General features: G+C 36.2%; 10 protein-coding genes and 1 pseudogene. 10 read left to right on the top strand and 1 reads right to left on the bottom strand.

Going from position 1 to position 16,820, the window contains the following annotated elements:
* The first annotated feature begins 272 nt into the window (after nt 1-272).
* The 3 genes from AC1DFT_RS04755 to AC1DFT_RS04745 all read left to right on the top strand — a co-directional run bounded on the left by AC1DFT_RS04755 (nt 273) and on the right by AC1DFT_RS04745 (nt 6,021).
* Nucleotides 273-2,345, top strand: coding sequence for a methyl-accepting chemotaxis protein (locus tag AC1DFT_RS04755; RefSeq protein WP_477918045.1), 2,073 nt, complete (start codon nt 273-275; stop codon nt 2,343-2,345).
* A gap of 586 nt (nt 2,346-2,931) precedes the next feature.
* Nucleotides 2,932-4,260, top strand: coding sequence for a hypothetical protein (locus AC1DFT_RS04750; protein ID WP_477918044.1), 1,329 nt, complete (start codon nt 2,932-2,934; stop codon nt 4,258-4,260).
* A gap of 492 nt (nt 4,261-4,752) precedes the next feature.
* Nucleotides 4,753-6,021 carry a pyridoxal-phosphate-dependent aminotransferase family protein gene (locus tag AC1DFT_RS04745; protein ID WP_477918043.1) on the top strand — a complete coding sequence of 423 codons (1,269 nt, stop codon included), beginning with the start codon at nt 4,753-4,755 and terminating at the stop codon, nt 6,019-6,021.
* Nucleotides 6,022-6,093: 72 nt separating this feature from the next.
* On the opposite strand, the gene AC1DFT_RS04740 is transcribed toward AC1DFT_RS04745, so the two are convergent.
* Nucleotides 6,094-6,960, bottom strand: coding sequence for an alpha/beta hydrolase (locus tag AC1DFT_RS04740; protein WP_477918042.1), 867 nt, complete (start codon nt 6,958-6,960; stop codon nt 6,094-6,096).
* Between the two features lie 224 nt (nt 6,961-7,184).
* Between AC1DFT_RS04740 and AC1DFT_RS04735 the strand changes: the two are divergent.
* The 7 genes and pseudogenes from AC1DFT_RS04735 to AC1DFT_RS04705 form a co-directional block, all read left to right on the top strand.
* A pseudogene (locus AC1DFT_RS04735) lies at nt 7,185-7,382 on the top strand (NAD(P)-dependent oxidoreductase); the annotation flags it as partial.
* 113 nt (nt 7,383-7,495) lie between these two features.
* Nucleotides 7,496-8,935, top strand: coding sequence for an allantoin permease (gene allW / locus AC1DFT_RS04730; protein WP_477918041.1), 1,440 nt, complete (start codon nt 7,496-7,498; stop codon nt 8,933-8,935).
* Between the two features lie 33 nt (nt 8,936-8,968).
* On the top strand, nt 8,969-10,324 hold the full coding sequence (gene allB, locus AC1DFT_RS04725) for an allantoinase AllB (protein WP_477918040.1): 1,356 nt from the start codon (nt 8,969-8,971) through the stop codon (nt 10,322-10,324).
* 122 nt (nt 10,325-10,446) lie between these two features.
* The gene (locus AC1DFT_RS04720) at nt 10,447-11,781 is read left to right on the top strand and encodes an allantoinase (RefSeq protein WP_477918039.1); all 1,335 of its coding nucleotides are present in this window, start codon (nt 10,447-10,449) and stop codon (nt 11,779-11,781) included.
* A 92-nt stretch (nt 11,782-11,873) separates the two neighbouring features.
* Complete coding sequence (locus AC1DFT_RS04715) at nt 11,874-13,538, top strand: PucR family transcriptional regulator (RefSeq protein WP_477918038.1); 1,665 nt, start codon at nt 11,874-11,876, stop codon at nt 13,536-13,538.
* A 37-nt stretch (nt 13,539-13,575) separates the two neighbouring features.
* A complete protein-coding gene (locus AC1DFT_RS04710; RefSeq protein WP_477918037.1) occupies nt 13,576-13,956 on the top strand; it encodes a Rid family detoxifying hydrolase in 381 nt (126 codons plus the stop codon).
* Between the two features lie 1,266 nt (nt 13,957-15,222).
* Nucleotides 15,223-16,620 (top strand): NCS1 family transporter, encoded by a 1,398-nt coding sequence (locus tag AC1DFT_RS04705; RefSeq protein WP_477918036.1) that lies wholly within the window; start codon nt 15,223-15,225, stop codon nt 16,618-16,620.
* Nucleotides 16,621-16,820 lie beyond the last annotated feature (200 nt).

Genomic DNA, 16,820 nt, shown 5'->3' with positions numbered 1-16,820 from the left:
TGAAGCATAAGGTGATTTATCTAAGTATCTCTTATCTAGAGGGAAGGGAAAAATGGTAACGATGCAGTAAAAATTTAAAAGACGAATTCCAGTGGTAAAGTTATTATTTGTTCTAGCGGTGGGACAGTGAAGTATGATTTTGGAGTCTATATAAGCTGGCTATATTGATTTTGTTGTAAAACTTTTAACGAGGATATAGTAAAAAAAGCGGTACACAATGCCTTATAAAAGATACAAGATATAGTCTACATAGGATAGGAAGGAATATATTAATGGGTAAAAAAGATAATGAAACGAAGTTAAACTTATTTTCTTGGATTAGTAATAGTATTTCAACAAAAGTAGCTTTTGTTCTTTTTATAGCGATCATCATTGTATTTTCAATTACGGGGTTTTTGATTAATTCATATACGAAATCCATATTAGTTCAAAGTGTAGAAGATAATGTATCGACGAAAAGCGAGGCAATTGCTGATCAAGTTAATAATATGTTTGCAGATAAAGGAACGATTGTAAGACAAATTGCAACAAACCAAGAGATACTAAAATACTTAAATACAGTTGCATCAAGAGATGAGGCAACAACAAATGCTTATTACGATGGGGTTTTAAAATCACTTGATGCGATTGTTAAAACAGATGATGCTGTTGCAATGGCTTGGATTGCCAGCAATACATCCAATTTTCTAGTTGGAAGTAATAATGTAGTATCAGATCCAAGTTTCGATATAAAAAACAGGCCTTGGTACGAACAAGCCATAGCAGAAGATAAGGTATATTTTACGGAGCCATATATGGATGAAGTATTTGGAAAAATGATTTTAAGTGCGATGAAACCAATTAAAGAGGGTGAAAAAACGGTTGGTATCGTTGCGATAGATCTGTTTTTAGATGAATTACCGCAATTAATGCAATCTTATAAGATGGGGGAAAATGGATACTCATTTTTACTTTCCAGCGATGGAACCATACTGTATCATCCAAACAGTAAGCTAATATTGGAACAAAAACTTCAATCACTTTCTGGTGAGATAGGAAATGTAGGCAAGAAAATGGTTGATGGTGAAAAGGGACTTGAACTAACGCAAGTAAATGATGGCTTAGAATACATCGGATATTCACCAGTTCCAACAACCAATTGGTCTGTCGGAACGTCTATAACGCAAGAGGAAGCATTAAGTAGTCTTAAGACTTTTACAATCATGATGAGTTTATATTTTGGTATTGCTTGTCTCATCCTTATTATCTTAGTATTCTTCCTATTAAAACGTATGTTAAGAGAAATTCCTCATGTTACAAATGTAATGGAGCAACTAGCTTTAGGTAATTTAAGTAAGGGAGAATTACAATCAAAATCTAAAGATGAAATAGGTCAATTAATAACATCTACAAACCAGTTGAATCAGAACTTGCGAGAAATAGTAAGTCAAATCAATACAGTTTCTGAAACGGTAAGCAGTCAAAGTGAAGAACTGACTCAATCTGCAAACGAAGTAAAAATGGGCGCCGAACAAGTGGCATCTACAATGCAGGAATTAGCGTATGGTTCTGAAACGCAAGCCAATAGTGCGAGTGACTTATCATTTGGTATGAATAATTTTGCAGAAAAAGTTCAAGAAGCAAATGAAAATGGTTACCGTATTGAAGCAAATTCAAAAGAAGTTTTAAATATGACAAAAGATGGATCTGACTTAATGAAGAATTCAATTGCTCAGATGGACAAAATAGATAAAATAGTGAGGGACTCAGTCCATAAGGTTCAAGGGCTAGACAAGCAGTCACAAGAAATCTCCAATTTAGTAACCGTGATTCAGAACGTTGCTGACCAAACTAATCTTCTAGCTTTAAATGCTGCAATCGAAGCTGCGAGGGCTGGAGAACATGGAAAAGGATTTGCAGTAGTAGCTAATGAAGTAAGAAAACTTGCTGAACAAGTATCTGATTCTGTAACGAATATAACAGATATAGTAGGTAATATTCAAAAAGAATCTGGTCTTGTATCGGATTCGTTACAAGTAGGATATGAAGAAGTGGAAAAAGGAAAAGCACAGGTTGAATCCACCGGCGAGACTTTCCGTGGAATTAGTGAAGCTGTAACAGAAATGGTTTATAGTATTACAACTATTGCTGAAAACTTAACTGAAATTGCAGCTAATGCACAGGAGATGAATGGAGCAATTGAAGAAATTGCTTCCGTTTCGGAAGAATCCGCAGCTGGTGTTGAACAGACATCTGCATCTTCTCAACAAATAAGCAGTATTATGGAGGAAGTAGCTGGAGGATCGGGTCAGCTAGCAAAATTAGCTGAAGAACTAAATGATTTAGTCAGACATTTTAAGTTATAAAAATTTAGGATTCCTGGTAGTTTTATAAACTCCACCATTAACTTTTTTCGTTAATGGTGGAGTTTTTTTTGTGAAAAGGAAAGTACTATAAAAATGTTCCTGCATTGAAAATACTCACTTTCTTCAATTTGCTTTTTTATCGGGGTTCATTAAGTTGATTGAATGTAAAGATTTATTAAATAATGATTCTTTTGTTTAATAATCTTTACTTTCTAGTTTTATTTGTAAAGTAAAAATTGAACTATTCTATCAAATTATACGGCTTAGGAAAACACTTGAAATGTCTGCGAGAACAAATATGAGAGCGGAATTATATATTTCGATTAGAGTTGTTTAAGTAGTATATATTATTTCATATATTGCAAAATTCGATAAATTAGTAATGGAAGCGTCATTTTTTTTAATCAGAGTAACACAAAATGGTAACAAAGCTTTGGTATATTCGAAACAGGCAGATGATGGTGCTGTCGGAAAATTTGGGTGATGGTCTTACTCAGGTTGTTAGGAGGTGAAACGATAAATAACGGAATTTATGAAAAATCCATCCTATCAGTAGAAAAAAATACGAACTAGGAGAGATCAAGTAATGAATAAAAAACAAATGGATTCTAAGAAGGTAAATAAAAAATTGTCGAAGAAAGTAGCACCACTAGTGATGTCAACATCAATGTTGGCAGCAACCTTTTTAGCAGCTGGTGCACCTATTTCTGCAGCAGAGCTTGATACAAAGGGTGTTAATCCGGAAGTTATTGAACAAGTGAAAAATCATGGTCAGGAAGTATCTGCATTAGCGAAAAGTCTACCAGGTTCTCCTGAAAAAGGTAAATTGGTTAGTAAACTAGCTCAAAATAATTCCGGCATAACTAATGCTGATCAAGATAATGATGATAATATAGATGAAACAAATAATGATGCGCCACAAGAAGGCGAAATAAGTGACGATACAGCAGCTGAAGATGGCCAAGTAGAAGATGAAACAGAAGCAGTGGAAGAAGACGCGGCGACTGAAGAAACGGAAGCCCCAACAGCTGAAAAAGAGAAAGTAGAAGATGAAACAGAAGCAGTGGAAGAAGACGCAGCGACTGAAGAAACGGAAGCCCCAACAGCTGAAGACGGCCAAGTAGAAGATGAAACAGAAGCAGTSGAAGAAGAYGCGGCGACTGAAGAAACGGRAKCYCCRGTAGCTGAAGATGGCCAAGTAGAAGAAACRGAAGCAGTGGAAGAAGACGCAGCGACTGAAGAAACGGGATCTCCGGTAGCTGAAGACGGCCAAGTAGAAGAAGAAACAGAAGTAGTGGAAGAAGGCGCGGCGACTGAAGAAACGGAAGCCCCAACAGCTGAAGATGGCCAAGTAGCGGGTTCACAAAATCAAGAAGATGACTCAAATACATGGGTAGATGATACTTATCAATTTATCGGTAATGGCTATCAAAGTGTTATTGGATACTATCAATCCCTTATTGAGCAAAACTTAGCTCAAACAAGTGAAGAATCTGAAAACGTGGAAACTATTGATGTAGTATCCGATATATCTGCTGATGCTGGTGTAACAGATACAACAACTTTAGAGGCAGATGCATCTCCAGAAATCTCTGTTGATAACGAAAATACAGGTTTAGCAAATGATACTGACGTTAATCTTGAAACTCCAGTCGTTGTAGAAAATGAAGAACAACCTTCTGATGTAGAAACACCAGAGCAGGAAACGGTGGAATCAGTGGAAAATACAGTATCAGATCTTGAAGAACCAGTACAAACAGTAAATGAAGAAGTAATTTCGGCTACTGAAACAGAACAAGTGAGTCAAGATGAGCTAGAAAAAGAATCCGACCAAGTCTCTTTACAGGATAAAATGTTAGGATACTATCAAGACCTAGTAGCTTCATTCTCTAACTTTATGAACTTCTTAAAATAAGAGTAACTCTCTAGCACAATAGTTTGAACTGAATAAAAAAAGGAGGGAATGAATAAAGAAGAATATTCATCCCTCCTTTTTGAGTATATTGTAAACAAGTATTCCGATTTTTTTAAAAGGATAACATTTTGAATATAGAGGCTTCTCATTAGTTGTGCAAACTTTTGAGAGGCTTCTTTTTCATTTCATTTGTCACATGGAGAGTCGTTCTTGCTGATTTAATTATTGGAATGATCAAGTCTATCCATGATTAGTTTGTGTGCTACCCATACTTTGCAAAAAGTGATATATGTGTATCTTAATAATGATTTGCGTATAAATATTTAGGGGAAATGGAAACAATTTTCAATTAATTTATTGAATTATCCATTGATTATAAGGTTTTATCCTGTTAAAATTAATTATTATTTTCTAAAAGTATATTGTTTAATCGAAAATGTTTCATAATTATTCATTCGAGTTAAAATAAATTCAAAATAGGAGTTAAGATATATGACAAAGTATAGAGATTTAAATGTCCCACTTAGAACAATAATGACACCTGGTCCGGTAGAAGTTGACCCAAGAGTATTAAGAGCGATGGCTACCCCGATTTTAGGTCAATTTGATCCTGCATTTACGAATATTATGAATGAAACAATGGAAATGCTCCGAGCTGTATTTCAAACGGATAATCAATGGGCATTCCCGGTTGATGGATCTTCCCGAGCAGGTATCGAAGCTGTCCTGTGCAGTATGATTGAACCGGGAGATAAGGTTTTGGTTCCCATATACGGTCGGTTTGGCTATCTTTTAACTGAAATCTGCCAGCGTTATGGAGCAGAGGTTACGACGATGGAAGTTCCTTGGGGAGAGGTTTTTGACCCTGAAGTAATTATCCATAAAATTCATGAGATTTCTCCAAAAATGGTTGCCATTGTGCATGCTGAAACTTCCACTAGCTGCATGCAGCCACTAAAGGAAATTGGTGAAGCTTGCCGAAATGCAGATGTCTTGTTAGTTGTCGATGCTGTAGCCTCATTGGGTGGAGTCGACCTTAAGGTGGATGAACTCAAGCTTGATGCCGTTATTGGTGGCACGCAAAAATGTTTGTCTGTTCCATCCGGATTATCTCCGATTACTTACAACAATCGGGTTGAAGAAGTGATAAATAAAAGAAAAAGTATTGAATTAGGTTTGAAAACATCTCAGAGCGAGTCATCGAACAATCGAATTATGAGTAATTATTTTGATTTAGCACAGCTACAGGATTATTGGAGTCCTGTCCGTCTTAATCACCATACGGAAGCAACAAGTATGCAATATGCTTTAAGAGAAGGACTTCGTATTATTCTGGAAGAAGGACTTGAAAATCGATTTGCCCGACACAAGTTGAATGAAAAAGCATTAATAGCAGGCATCAAAGCGATGGGATTGGAACTATTTGGTGATCAAAAGCACAAGCTACCTGTTGTTACTGCAATTGAGATACCTTCAGGAATAAATGGAGATGAAATACGTTCCATGATGTTAGAAGACTTTGAAGTTGAAATTGCCAGTTCTTTTGGACCGCTTCACGGAAAGATTTGGAGAGTTGGGGCAATGGGATATAGTTCCCGTAAGAAAAATATACTTCATGTTCTTTCAGCATTAGAAGGGACGCTTATTCGAAAAGGTTTTAATGTTAATAGAGGCGAAAGTTTACAGGCGGCATTAAACGTATATGATGAGTATAAAAAGCAGAGTCTTGTAACTGTAGAAGTAGATAAAATAACTATTTAGACCATCTAGTACAACTGAGTAATGAAAGAGGGTGTCCACTTAAGTTAAGTGGACACCCTCTTTGATTTTGGATTAATTATCTTTTTGAAGATGCTCTTTTAAAAACTGAATGACATCATCAAATGCATTTTGCACAGTAGCACTTTGCCAATCTTCATCGAATACGTGTTTGCCGTTAGGAATAGTTATTAATTGGTTTTCTACTCCGGACTTTGTCAAAGCTTCGGACATCAATACGGATTGCTCGTATGGAACATCTTCGTCCATTGTTCCGTGTAATAAAAGTGTTGGCGGATAATCTGCATTTACAGAATATAATGGGCAAAAAGACTGGAGCTCTTTTATGTCCCTATCGCTTATTTGCCCAATCCAAGCACCATTTTGTCTTGCGTACATATAGATGGCATAACGTTTTTGAATCGGTCCAACGGTAATGACTTCATTTGTTATAAGCATGTCGGCAAGTTCTTTTGGAACAGCTGTCATTTTTCGATAGTGAGGGCTTGGTTTTAATGCCCACTCGCCAGTAATATCACCGTATCCATAAAACGAGACAATGGCTTGCGGTTTTGTATCAAAAGTTCCAGATAAAAGAGCAAGGTAGCCACCAGCAGAGCCGCCAATTACTGCTATTTTTTCCGGATTATAGTCAAACTGTTGTGTACCTTCATGCTCTAGCCAAGAAAGTGCATCTGCAATATCGGTAATGATGTCAGGAATTTTTGTTTCGGGTGCAAGACGATAATCAATGGAAAATACATTAAATCCTGCTTGCAAATATAATTCAACCTGTTCAGCTTTTACATCTTCTCTAGATCCCCAAAATAGACCCCCACCATGAATATAAACAATGACAGGAGCAAACTGTATAGAAGTAGGATAAAAGTCTGCTTTTATTTCAAATTGTTCACTTTTTTTATAAACGACAGTTGTTTTCATTTGTTGTGACACACACCTTATATAAAATATTTAACATTTGTTTATTATGAATCATCCTTCATAAATTATATCATAAAAATAGATTTCCTTTAAATAAGCAGTAAACTAAGAGGATTGCTCATAAACAGTGGAAGAAAGTTCAAAATAACTAGTAAAAAACCAAACAAAATGAAAGTGTTCGCCCGACGTATTGCCATCTATAAAAGCGTGAATTTAGGGAATGATTAATAGAGGCTTTGAATGAAAAAGTAATGGAAGGTGTAGCACTAGATGTATTTGAGTTTGAACCTTCTATTGGAGAAGGCTTGAAAAAACTAAAAAATGTTGTATTAACATCTCCTAGTGGAAACACTACATATGAAGCACGAGATGCGATGGCGTTAATGGCTACTGCAAAATTCAAATCGAATAGCCCAGAATAGTTTGGGGTAAACAATAGAGATTGGTGGAAGTATTGTGACGTAAAACAGTGGTCATCTTAAATGTTCTTTGCTGGCATGACGCTGAAAAAATATCTTTAAAGGGGGAGAGTCCCGTGGAACAGCAAACGACTCCACCAGAACAAACTATTAGTAAGGACTTAATGCCCGTTAAGTTAGAAGACAGAAAGTGGGGGTTGGGAAACTATTTTACCCTTTGGATGGGATCGGTACATAACGTACCAGCCTATATAACAGTAGGGGGATTTTTTGCCCTTGGATTATCCGTCGGTCAGGTATTTTGGACAATTATACTTGCAGCCATTATTTTAGGGGCGATTTTATCTATAGGTGGACATGCAGGAACAAAGTATGGGATTCCCACTTCTATGTTACTAAAAACATCATTTGGTATTAGAGGGGCAATTGTACCTGGTGTAATTAGAGGAGTTATTGCAGCAATTATGTGGTTTGGTTTTCAAACGTATGCAGGTAGTCTTGCGGTAACGATTTTAATCGGGAAACTTTGGCCTGTATATTTAACTTTAGGTGGCGATTGGAATTTCTTTGGTTTAAGTTTACCGGGGTTAATTTCATTCTTGTTATTCTGGGCCGTAAACGTTGCATTTGTCTATGGAGGAATGGGGATTTTGGGTAAATTCACAAAAATACTTTCCCCCATTATTTATATTGTGTTTGGAGGAATGGCCATTTGGGCTATTAATTTAGCTGGGGGCATCAGTTCAATATTGCAATATATACCGAAAGAAATGAAAGGAAATGAGTTGTTCGTTTTCCTAGGTTGCGTAAGTGCGCTCTTAGCAACATGGGCAGCTCCTGCAGTTAGTATTTCAGATTTTACAAGGGAAGCAGTATCCCAAAAGGTTCAAACGATTGGACAAATTGCAGGAATACTTCTTTCATACTTATTATTCGCCTTTGCAAGTATCGCTGTAATTGTCGGCTCAGAAATTGCGTTTGGCACTCCTATATGGAATGTACTGGATGTCGTTGAAAAATTTGATAGTAAATTTGCCGTTGCGGTTTCCGTATTAACCATCTGTTTAACAACTTTATCAGTGAATATTACGGGGAATATCATTCCAGCGGGCTATCAATTAGCATCGCTGTTCCCGAAAAAGTTAACATTCAAATCAGGGGCATTTATCGCAGCGCTAGTAGGAATAATAATAATGCCGTGGAAGCTTATGGAAAACTCAACTAGTATTTTTGTTTTTTTAGGAGTCATTGGGGGTTTATTAAGCCCGGTACTCGGTATTATGCTTTCTCACTATTTTGTTGTTGCAAAGAAGCATATTGATTTGAATGGATTGTATCATTCAAACAGTATTTATAATTATCGCAACGGGTTTAATATGAAAGCAATTATAACCCTTGTTATTGCTGGGGTTATTAGTTTAGTTGGTCAATTTGTTCCTGTCTTTAAGCCGCTTTATGATATGTCGTTCTTCACGGGGACAATAATAGCTTTTATTTTATATTCACTAATTGCTAAAAAACGGGTATCTCATCCAGTAGTGGAGGAAAGATCCTAATATATTCTATTTAATCGAGGAGGAAAAACAAGGATGTACGATTTGATTATTAAAAATGGAAATGTTGTATTTCGTGATGGTGTTCGCCAAGTGGATATCGGAGTGAAAAATGAAAAAATTACTTGCATAGCGGAGGAAATAACAGAGGGAGCAAAGGAAGTTATTGATGCGAGTGGGCAATATGTGATGCCCGGAATGGTTGACACGCACGTTCATATTAGTGAGCCGGGCCGAACTGAGTGGGAAGGATTTGAAACAGGTTCAAAAGCAATGGCAGCTGGAGGTACGACAAGTTATGTGGAAATGCCACTGAATGCATTACCTGCAACGATTAATAAAGAAGCACTTGATCTTAAGCTAGAAGCAGCAGTTTATCAAAACTATGTTGACTATGGATTCTATGGCGGGCTTGTACCAGAAAATCTAGATAAACTTGCGGAATTATGGGATGCAGGAGTTCTAGCTTTTAAATGTTTTCTTTCCGATATTACAAGTGATATTCCTGGGGATTTTACCAATGTCGATGACTATACAATGTATAAGGGGATGCAAAAAATAGCGGAATTAGGTGGGATTTTATGTATCCATGCTGAAAACCCATCCGTTACGTCTAAGCTTACGGAAGAAATGATTAGAGAAGGTCGTACATCTGCAGCGGAGTATGTTGATTCACGTCCGATTTTCACGGAAGTAGATGCTGTTAGCCGTGCCATTTTGTTTGCAAAGGAAACAGGTTGTAAATTACACTTAGTACACATTAGCTCGTCGGAAGCCGTTCAAGTAATATTAAAAGCGCGTTCGGAAGGTTTAGATGTAACGGTTGAATCTTGCCCGCACTATTTTGCGATGACTGCTGAACAAGTAGCGGAAATTGGTCCAGAAGCAAAATGTCAGCCGCCAATCCGAAAAGCAAAAGACCAAGAAAAATTATGGGACGAGTTATTGAATGGCAATATTGACTGGTTAACTTCTGACCATTCACCATGTACGGAAGACTTGAAACAAGGAAATATATTTGAGGCTTGGGGCGGAATTAGTGGGGTTCAAAATAATGTTGATTTGATGTTTGATTTAGCTGTTAAACAACGAGGCTTGGCAGTTGAAAAGTTTGTTGATTTGATTTCATTTAACCCTGCGGAGCGGTTTAACTTGCCTTATAAAGGGGAAATAGCTGTATTAAAAGATGCAGACATTATATTATTGGATCCAAATCAATCCTATGTTTTAAGAAGAGAAGATCTATATTACAAAAACAAACATAGTGCCTATGAAGGTAGAAAAATTGACTGTCGTATAACGAAAACGGTTGTTCGAGGAAATATCGTTTTCGATTTACAAAAAGGAATTGTAGGAGAACCAATCGGCAAGCTATTAGCAGCAGTAAAATAGGAATTCTAACTTTTTTAACTTCATTATTCAGTAAATTTTTTTTTGCGACGAGCTTACGCAGGAGCAGAAGTCTACCACTTCTACAAGTGGTGAGATATTTGAAAAAAGGGAGAGCGATTATTTTGACAAATTACGATTTAATCATAAGAAATGGTCATATTGTAACTTCACAATCAGTTGCCAAAGGAGATATTGCGATTAAAGATGGTAAGATCGCCGAAGTATCCAGTAATAAAGAAATTAGTGCAACAGGTACGAACGAAATAGATGCAAATGGTCTTCATGTTTTCCCAGGACTCATAGATTCTCATGTGCACTTTAATGAACCTGGAAGAACGGAATGGGAAGGTGTCGAAACAGGCAGTAAAAGCTTGGCTGCGGGCGGAGTAACGACTTATTGTGATATGCCTTTAAACAGTACACCTCCAACGATAAATAAAGAAAATCTAGCGTTAAAAAGAAAACTTTCTGAAGAAAAATCAGTTGTAAATCCGAATTACTGGGGTGGGCTAGTACCGGAAAACATTGATAATTTGAAGGAACTTTACGATAATGGTGTCGTCGCCTTTAAAGCATTTATGTCGCCGAGTGGCATAGAGGATTTTCATCATGCTGATGATGAAACGCTTTATAGAGGGATGAAAGAAATCGCCTCTATAGGTTCATTACTTGGTGTTCATGCGGAAAGCACAGTAATTTGTGAACAGCTTGCAACGCAGAAGTTGCTAGAAGGGAAAACATCTGCCCGTGATTTTGTGGAATCAAGACCGATTATTTCCGAGATAGAAGCTGTTCGACGAATTATTTCTTATGCTGAAGCAACAGGATGTAAATTGCATATCGTTCATGCCAGCAGCAGAAAAGTAGTCCAAGTAGTAGAAGAAGCAAAACGTAGAGGAGTAGATGTAACGGTTGAAACATGTGGACATTATTTATCCTTAACTGTAAAAGACTTAGAAGAAAAGGGTGGATTGGCAAAATGTGCACCTCCTTTACGAGAGGAGAATGAAGTAGAAGATTTATGGGTAGCAGTTGCTAATGGTGAAATCGATGTGATTTCCTCTGACCATTCTCCAGCGCCAGCTTCCATGAAGACAATTACAGATAATTATTTCGAAGGTTGGGGCGGTATTTCCGGGGCACAATCTACATTTAATCTTATGCTGACAGAAGGCTATGCAAAACGTAATCTACCTTTGGAAAAGATCGTTGAGCTAATGGGAACAAATCCTGCGAAAATTTTTGGTTTGTCCAATAAAGGAGATATCGCTGCAGGTTATGATGCAGATTTCGCCATCGTTAATTTAGATGAAAGCTTTAAATTAGAAAAAGAAGACTTGTTCTATCGTCATCAACATTCTCCATATGTAGGTATGACATTTAAAGGAAAAGTAAAGAAAACTATTGTAAATGGGAAGGTCGTTTATGAAAACGGTCATTTTACTAAAAGTATATAACAGTTGATATACTGTGCGTAATAAGAAATAATGGACTACAAAGGGCTGAGGTATTTTTCAGCTCTTTTCCTAGTAGAAAGGAGGGGAGCTATGTGGAATTTCGTGTGGAAGATGTGTTGAAATTAGCTTCGCTCAAAGAGGCAATTGTATTAAGTGGTGCTCAGTATTTGCATAAAGTTGTCAAAGGCTCAACTATTATGGAAGCTCCAGACATAACGGACTGGTTAATAGGTGGAGAGCTAATTTTAACAAGTTTATATCCGATTCGTTTTTTTAATGAGGAGGAGCAAAAACAGTTTATCGCGAAGTTAGCTGAAAAAGAAGTAAGTGCATTGATGATCAAAAATCATCGGTTTGTAAATGAGATTCCCCAGTCCATCATCGATGAAGGGGAAAAGTGTAAATTGCCCATTATTCAAATACCTAAAGAAGTTCCATATGTGGATATTTTGTATCCTGTGATGGAAGAAATTTTGAATCTTCAAGTAAAAAAACTTCAGTATTATAAAGAAATCCATGACCAATTTACAGCCCTATCACTAGCAGATGAAAGTCCAGAAAAAATTATAGAGACATTAGAAAAATTAATTGGAAATCCTGTTGCCTTGTTTGACCGAAATTTCTTTTGCATAGCTTCCACACTCCCTTGTTTAACTAACTTTGAAATTGTTGAAAAAAATTATTACTATGATGAAACAGAAAAGATGAAATTTCCACATTACCGTCAAATTGTTAAGTACATGGAACAAAAAGAGAGAATTGGACACCAAATAGTTGTTCCAATTGAAACGATTAACCATATTAAAACTTATCTATTGATCGGTGAAATGAACAAACCTTTGGAAGAACTTGATTTTATTGCAGTGGAAAATGCTGCAACTTCACTTTCCCTTGAATTAGTTAAAAGATTCGCTGTTGCCGAAGTGGACAAACGTTTTAAAAATGATTTACTAGAACAATTAATAGAAGGAAAATTACCTTCTAATATTCTTTATCAAGATGCTAATTTAATTGGTTGGGATATAGAAGGGGCATTTGCAGTTGTTTTATTCAAAATAAGCAAAAATAATGAGCGAATCTATTCGAAACAAGTGAAACGAGGAATCTCCAATGGTAACGAAGAAACATTGCTTCACGATGCCATTCATCAGCATGTACCAAATGCGCTTATCGGCAGTAAGGGCGGTTTAAAAGTAGTACTTTGGAAAGCCGATATAGAAGACACGAAATGGTTGATCAAAATAAAAGAAAGAGTATATACTATTTTAGATTTGGTCCAAAAACAAGATAACAAAATAATGATCCAAGTCGGAATAGGGACGCTATCCGAACATATTAATAATATTTCTGATAGCTATATAAAGGCTCAAGATGCATTGGAATTTGGTGAAGTTTTAAATGGAAAAGAATCCATTACATCTTATTCTGAATTAGGGGTCTTTAGGATGCTTGGTCAATTCACTAATTCCGAAGAGTTAAAGTCTTTTATCCCACCTTCTTTACAAAAACTGCTGAATTATCAACAGGCAAATAAAGCAGATTTGTTAACAACATTAAAAGTTTTTTTACAGTCCAATCAAAATGCAACCAAAACATCGCAACTTCTTTTTATCCACCATAAAACAGTTGTCTATCGTATGGAACGAATCAAGGAAATTACAGGGATGGATTTTGAAGATGCGGAAGAAATGTTATTAGTACAAATTGGATTAAAGATTACTGAACTTCTTGAACGAGAAAAAAACCATAAGTATTAAGTTATATCAACGATGAGATTAGGAGTGTCATAGAATTATGAGAAAGACATATCGTGCAAAAAATGTAACAGCATCAGGACCATATTCACATGCAGTAGAAGCAGATAATTTTCTTTTTTTATCTGGTCAGACGGCAATGAATGCGGAGACAGTAGATAATTTACAAGGAAATATTGCTGAACAAACAAAACAATGCTTTACCAATTTATCTGAAGTATTAGAAGCGGCACATCTAACATTTGATGATGTGGTGAAAGTAAATGTATATCTAACGGATATGAATAATTTTACTTCCATGAATGAAGTATATAAAACGTACTTTAATGAACCGTTCCCAGCTAGAACTTGTGTGGCAGTTTTAGCATTGCCGCTAGGTGCGGAAGTTGAGATTGAAATGATTGCTAAGAGAACAGTATAAATAGTCCTTCTTTATCTGCAAGCACTGGTAAATATTCCAGTGCTTTTTTGTGCTTTGGAAACAATTAAAGTTTTGACATGCGGAAAATCTTTTCAAGGAACATAAGGTATGGCATTTATTGCATTGTACATGATATAGATATAATGCGTCGTAAGGTATCCACTGTGATTTTTGCTACATATAGCGAAAATCAATAGGAATTGCTAACTTATAAGAGTCAACTATTAACAAAAAGTTGTTGAACGAGTCAATCTCGCCTCCCAACACGACAAACCCGGCTAGCAGTTCCTAGCCGGGCGAGTTCAGCGCAGATTGTTCCTATAATATGTCCAAATCTTAGTCGTCTCACTCTAAGTAAAGAGTTATTTTGAGAATTGGTTGCTTTCATTGGCAATTTGAGTGCTCTCGTCCTGGTTTGGTTGCTTTCAACCTAGAAATGATTGCTTTCAATGATCGTTTGGTTGCCCTAATCCATTTATTGGATTTCCTCCATTGAAAAACTGGATAAAACTTTGTATTTTTAGCAGGCCGGCACTGAGAATTGTGCAATTTCCATTGATTATCGCTGCATGCCGCGATAATCCTAGTGGACATGTCTTTTCTTTCAACTGACTACGACACACTATCCCGATTATGTGTTTCATTCCATTCAAATTTCAATTTTCTATACTGGGAAAGGGAAAGATGCTCAAGCGCTTTTGTTCTATATTTAATTAGACACTAAAATCTTGGTTTGATAATTATAAATAATGGGTATTGAAAATTAACTGTATTATATACCGAATATTTTAATGAATTCTTCTTTGGTACCGAGAAACTGACTCATGAGATTTTGGAATATCCGATAAGTCGCAAAAAAGTCGTTAAACTTTCACGAGATAATATGTAGGTTTTGTTAACTATATTGGAATATTTGTTTTTCGTTCACTGTATTTTTACGAAAATTTATTGTTCAATGTAGACAATGGTTTGTCTAAAGGAGCTGTTATTGTAACAAATGTTATGCACTGTATATAGCGGTGGCTTGTACATTTTGTTTAATAGATATAAAGACCTTCTTAATAAAGGTATGTATAATAAGAAATGTTCTTAAAGAAAACGTTTTCGAGAGTTAATAACTTTAATCTATTGTTACTCGAAATTATTCTGCTACTTAGAGGGAAGTTATAGTGGAATAATTATGGAACAACAGATTAAACTTTTATTTTTTGTCCAAAATAAACGTAGCTTTAATTACACCACTCAATATAAAAAGGAGTATGACATATGTCTACAGCAAATGAAAGTTACAATATAAAAGCGTCGCAGATTGAGCATACTACGGGTTTGGATGAATCACTACATCCAAAATCCGATCAGGATAGAACCGTAAAACCAAGAGATTATGTTTTCATGTGGATTGGCGATGGAGTTAACATAGGGAATATGACATTAGGAGCCAGTGTAATTATAGCGGGAGTGGCAACGTTAAATATCTTCCAAACAATGCTGGCAGCTCTAATCTCAATTGCGATCATTTCAACTATTTTTGCATTAAATGATCGACTTGGTTATAAATCAGGTATACCATACGTTGTACAGCTTAGAATGTCTTTCGGAACAAAAGGTACAGTTATTTCATCATTACTACGTGGTATACCCGCTATTGTCTGGTACGGTATTCAAAGTTGGATTGGTGGTACTGCATTAAATGAGTTTGTAAAGATTGTTACGAGCGGATCTTTTGACAATGTTTTTGTTTGCTTTGTAGCCCTTCAACTAGTTCAGATTGTTATCTCACTATTCGGCTTCCATGCCATTAAATGGGTAGAAACGGTTGCATCTATTGTGTTTATGATAGGACTTATTTATGTTTTTGGAATCCTTGTAACTTCATATAGCACGGAGATTTCTCAAACATGGGTACAAGCAAAAGGTTCATGGGGACTACCGTTCTTCGGGCTCATTATGGTCTTTTTAGGGAATTATGCAGGGATCTTTGTAAGTGCTGCAGATTATTCCAGAGAGCTGAAAACAGGTATCAGTGATAAGAAACGTGGAGCATTATACTTCGTTCCGATTACTATTTCATATGGTTTTGTTATTGTCATTGGTGCAATGTTAGCTGCTGCAACGGGTATAACGAATCCTGCAATAGCACTTCCAGTAGTAATTGATAATCCTTATATTTCTGCAGGTGTATCTCTATTTATCGTCATAACAGTAATTGCGACAAACATGGTAGCGAACGTGGTTCCACCAGCGTATGTTATTACATTACTGACAAAACTTAAATATAAAGTTTCTGTAACGATTACAGGATTACTTGCTCTATGTGCATTCCCTTGGTTGCTTGTACAAGAGTCATCAGCTGCAGGTCTTAATATGTTCGTTCTTATCTATTCAGCATTTTTAGGACCAGTAATTTCAATACTCTTAGTTGAATATTATATTTTAAGAAAACAGAGAGTGGAGACTGCTGACTTATACAATGAAGAAGGTTCTTATGCCGGATATAATCCAGCAGGTTTACTTGCGATGTTTATCGGAGCAGCCGCTGCGTTTATCGAGGTGGAGTTGGCTTGGATAATTGGTGTAGTGGTAGCTGGAATAGCTTACTATCTGCTATCGAAATATGCGTTTAAAGGTTCAAGTTTCAAAAAAGGAACGATTTTCGAGAAATAAGAATATTCCAAGAATACCTCATCGAGATTATGTCTCCATGAGGTATTCTTGTTGGTTGTTTTGAACAATCGTTTGTTTAAAGTGTCTACAAAAGGTACCTTCCTTATTCAATGTATATAATAAAAGTTGCTTCTTTTGGTTAACTAAACTAAAGAAGAATAGCTTTATATTTTGTATAATAATGTTGTCACAATTATAGC

It is taken from the genome of Psychrobacillus sp. 05T411, from assembly GCF_056396485.1.
Note: the sequence above shows the minus strand (reverse complement) of the source record. Positions and strands in the feature narration are given on the sequence as shown.

Coding starts and splice junctions, on each gene's coding strand:
- AC1DFT_RS04755 (WP_477918045.1), top strand. CDS start 273: ATGGGTAAAAAAGATAATGAAACGAAGTTAAACTTATTTTCTTGGATT.
- AC1DFT_RS04745 (WP_477918043.1), top strand. CDS start 4,753: ATGACAAAGTATAGAGATTTAAATGTCCCACTTAGAACAATAATGACA.
- AC1DFT_RS04740 (WP_477918042.1), bottom strand. CDS start 6,960: ATGAAAACAACTGTCGTTTATAAAAAAAGTGAACAATTTGAAATAAAA.
- allB (WP_477918040.1), top strand. CDS start 8,969: ATGTACGATTTGATTATTAAAAATGGAAATGTTGTATTTCGTGATGGT.
- AC1DFT_RS04710 (WP_477918037.1), top strand. CDS start 13,576: ATGAGAAAGACATATCGTGCAAAAAATGTAACAGCATCAGGACCATAT.
- AC1DFT_RS04705 (WP_477918036.1), top strand. CDS start 15,223: ATGTCTACAGCAAATGAAAGTTACAATATAAAAGCGTCGCAGATTGAG.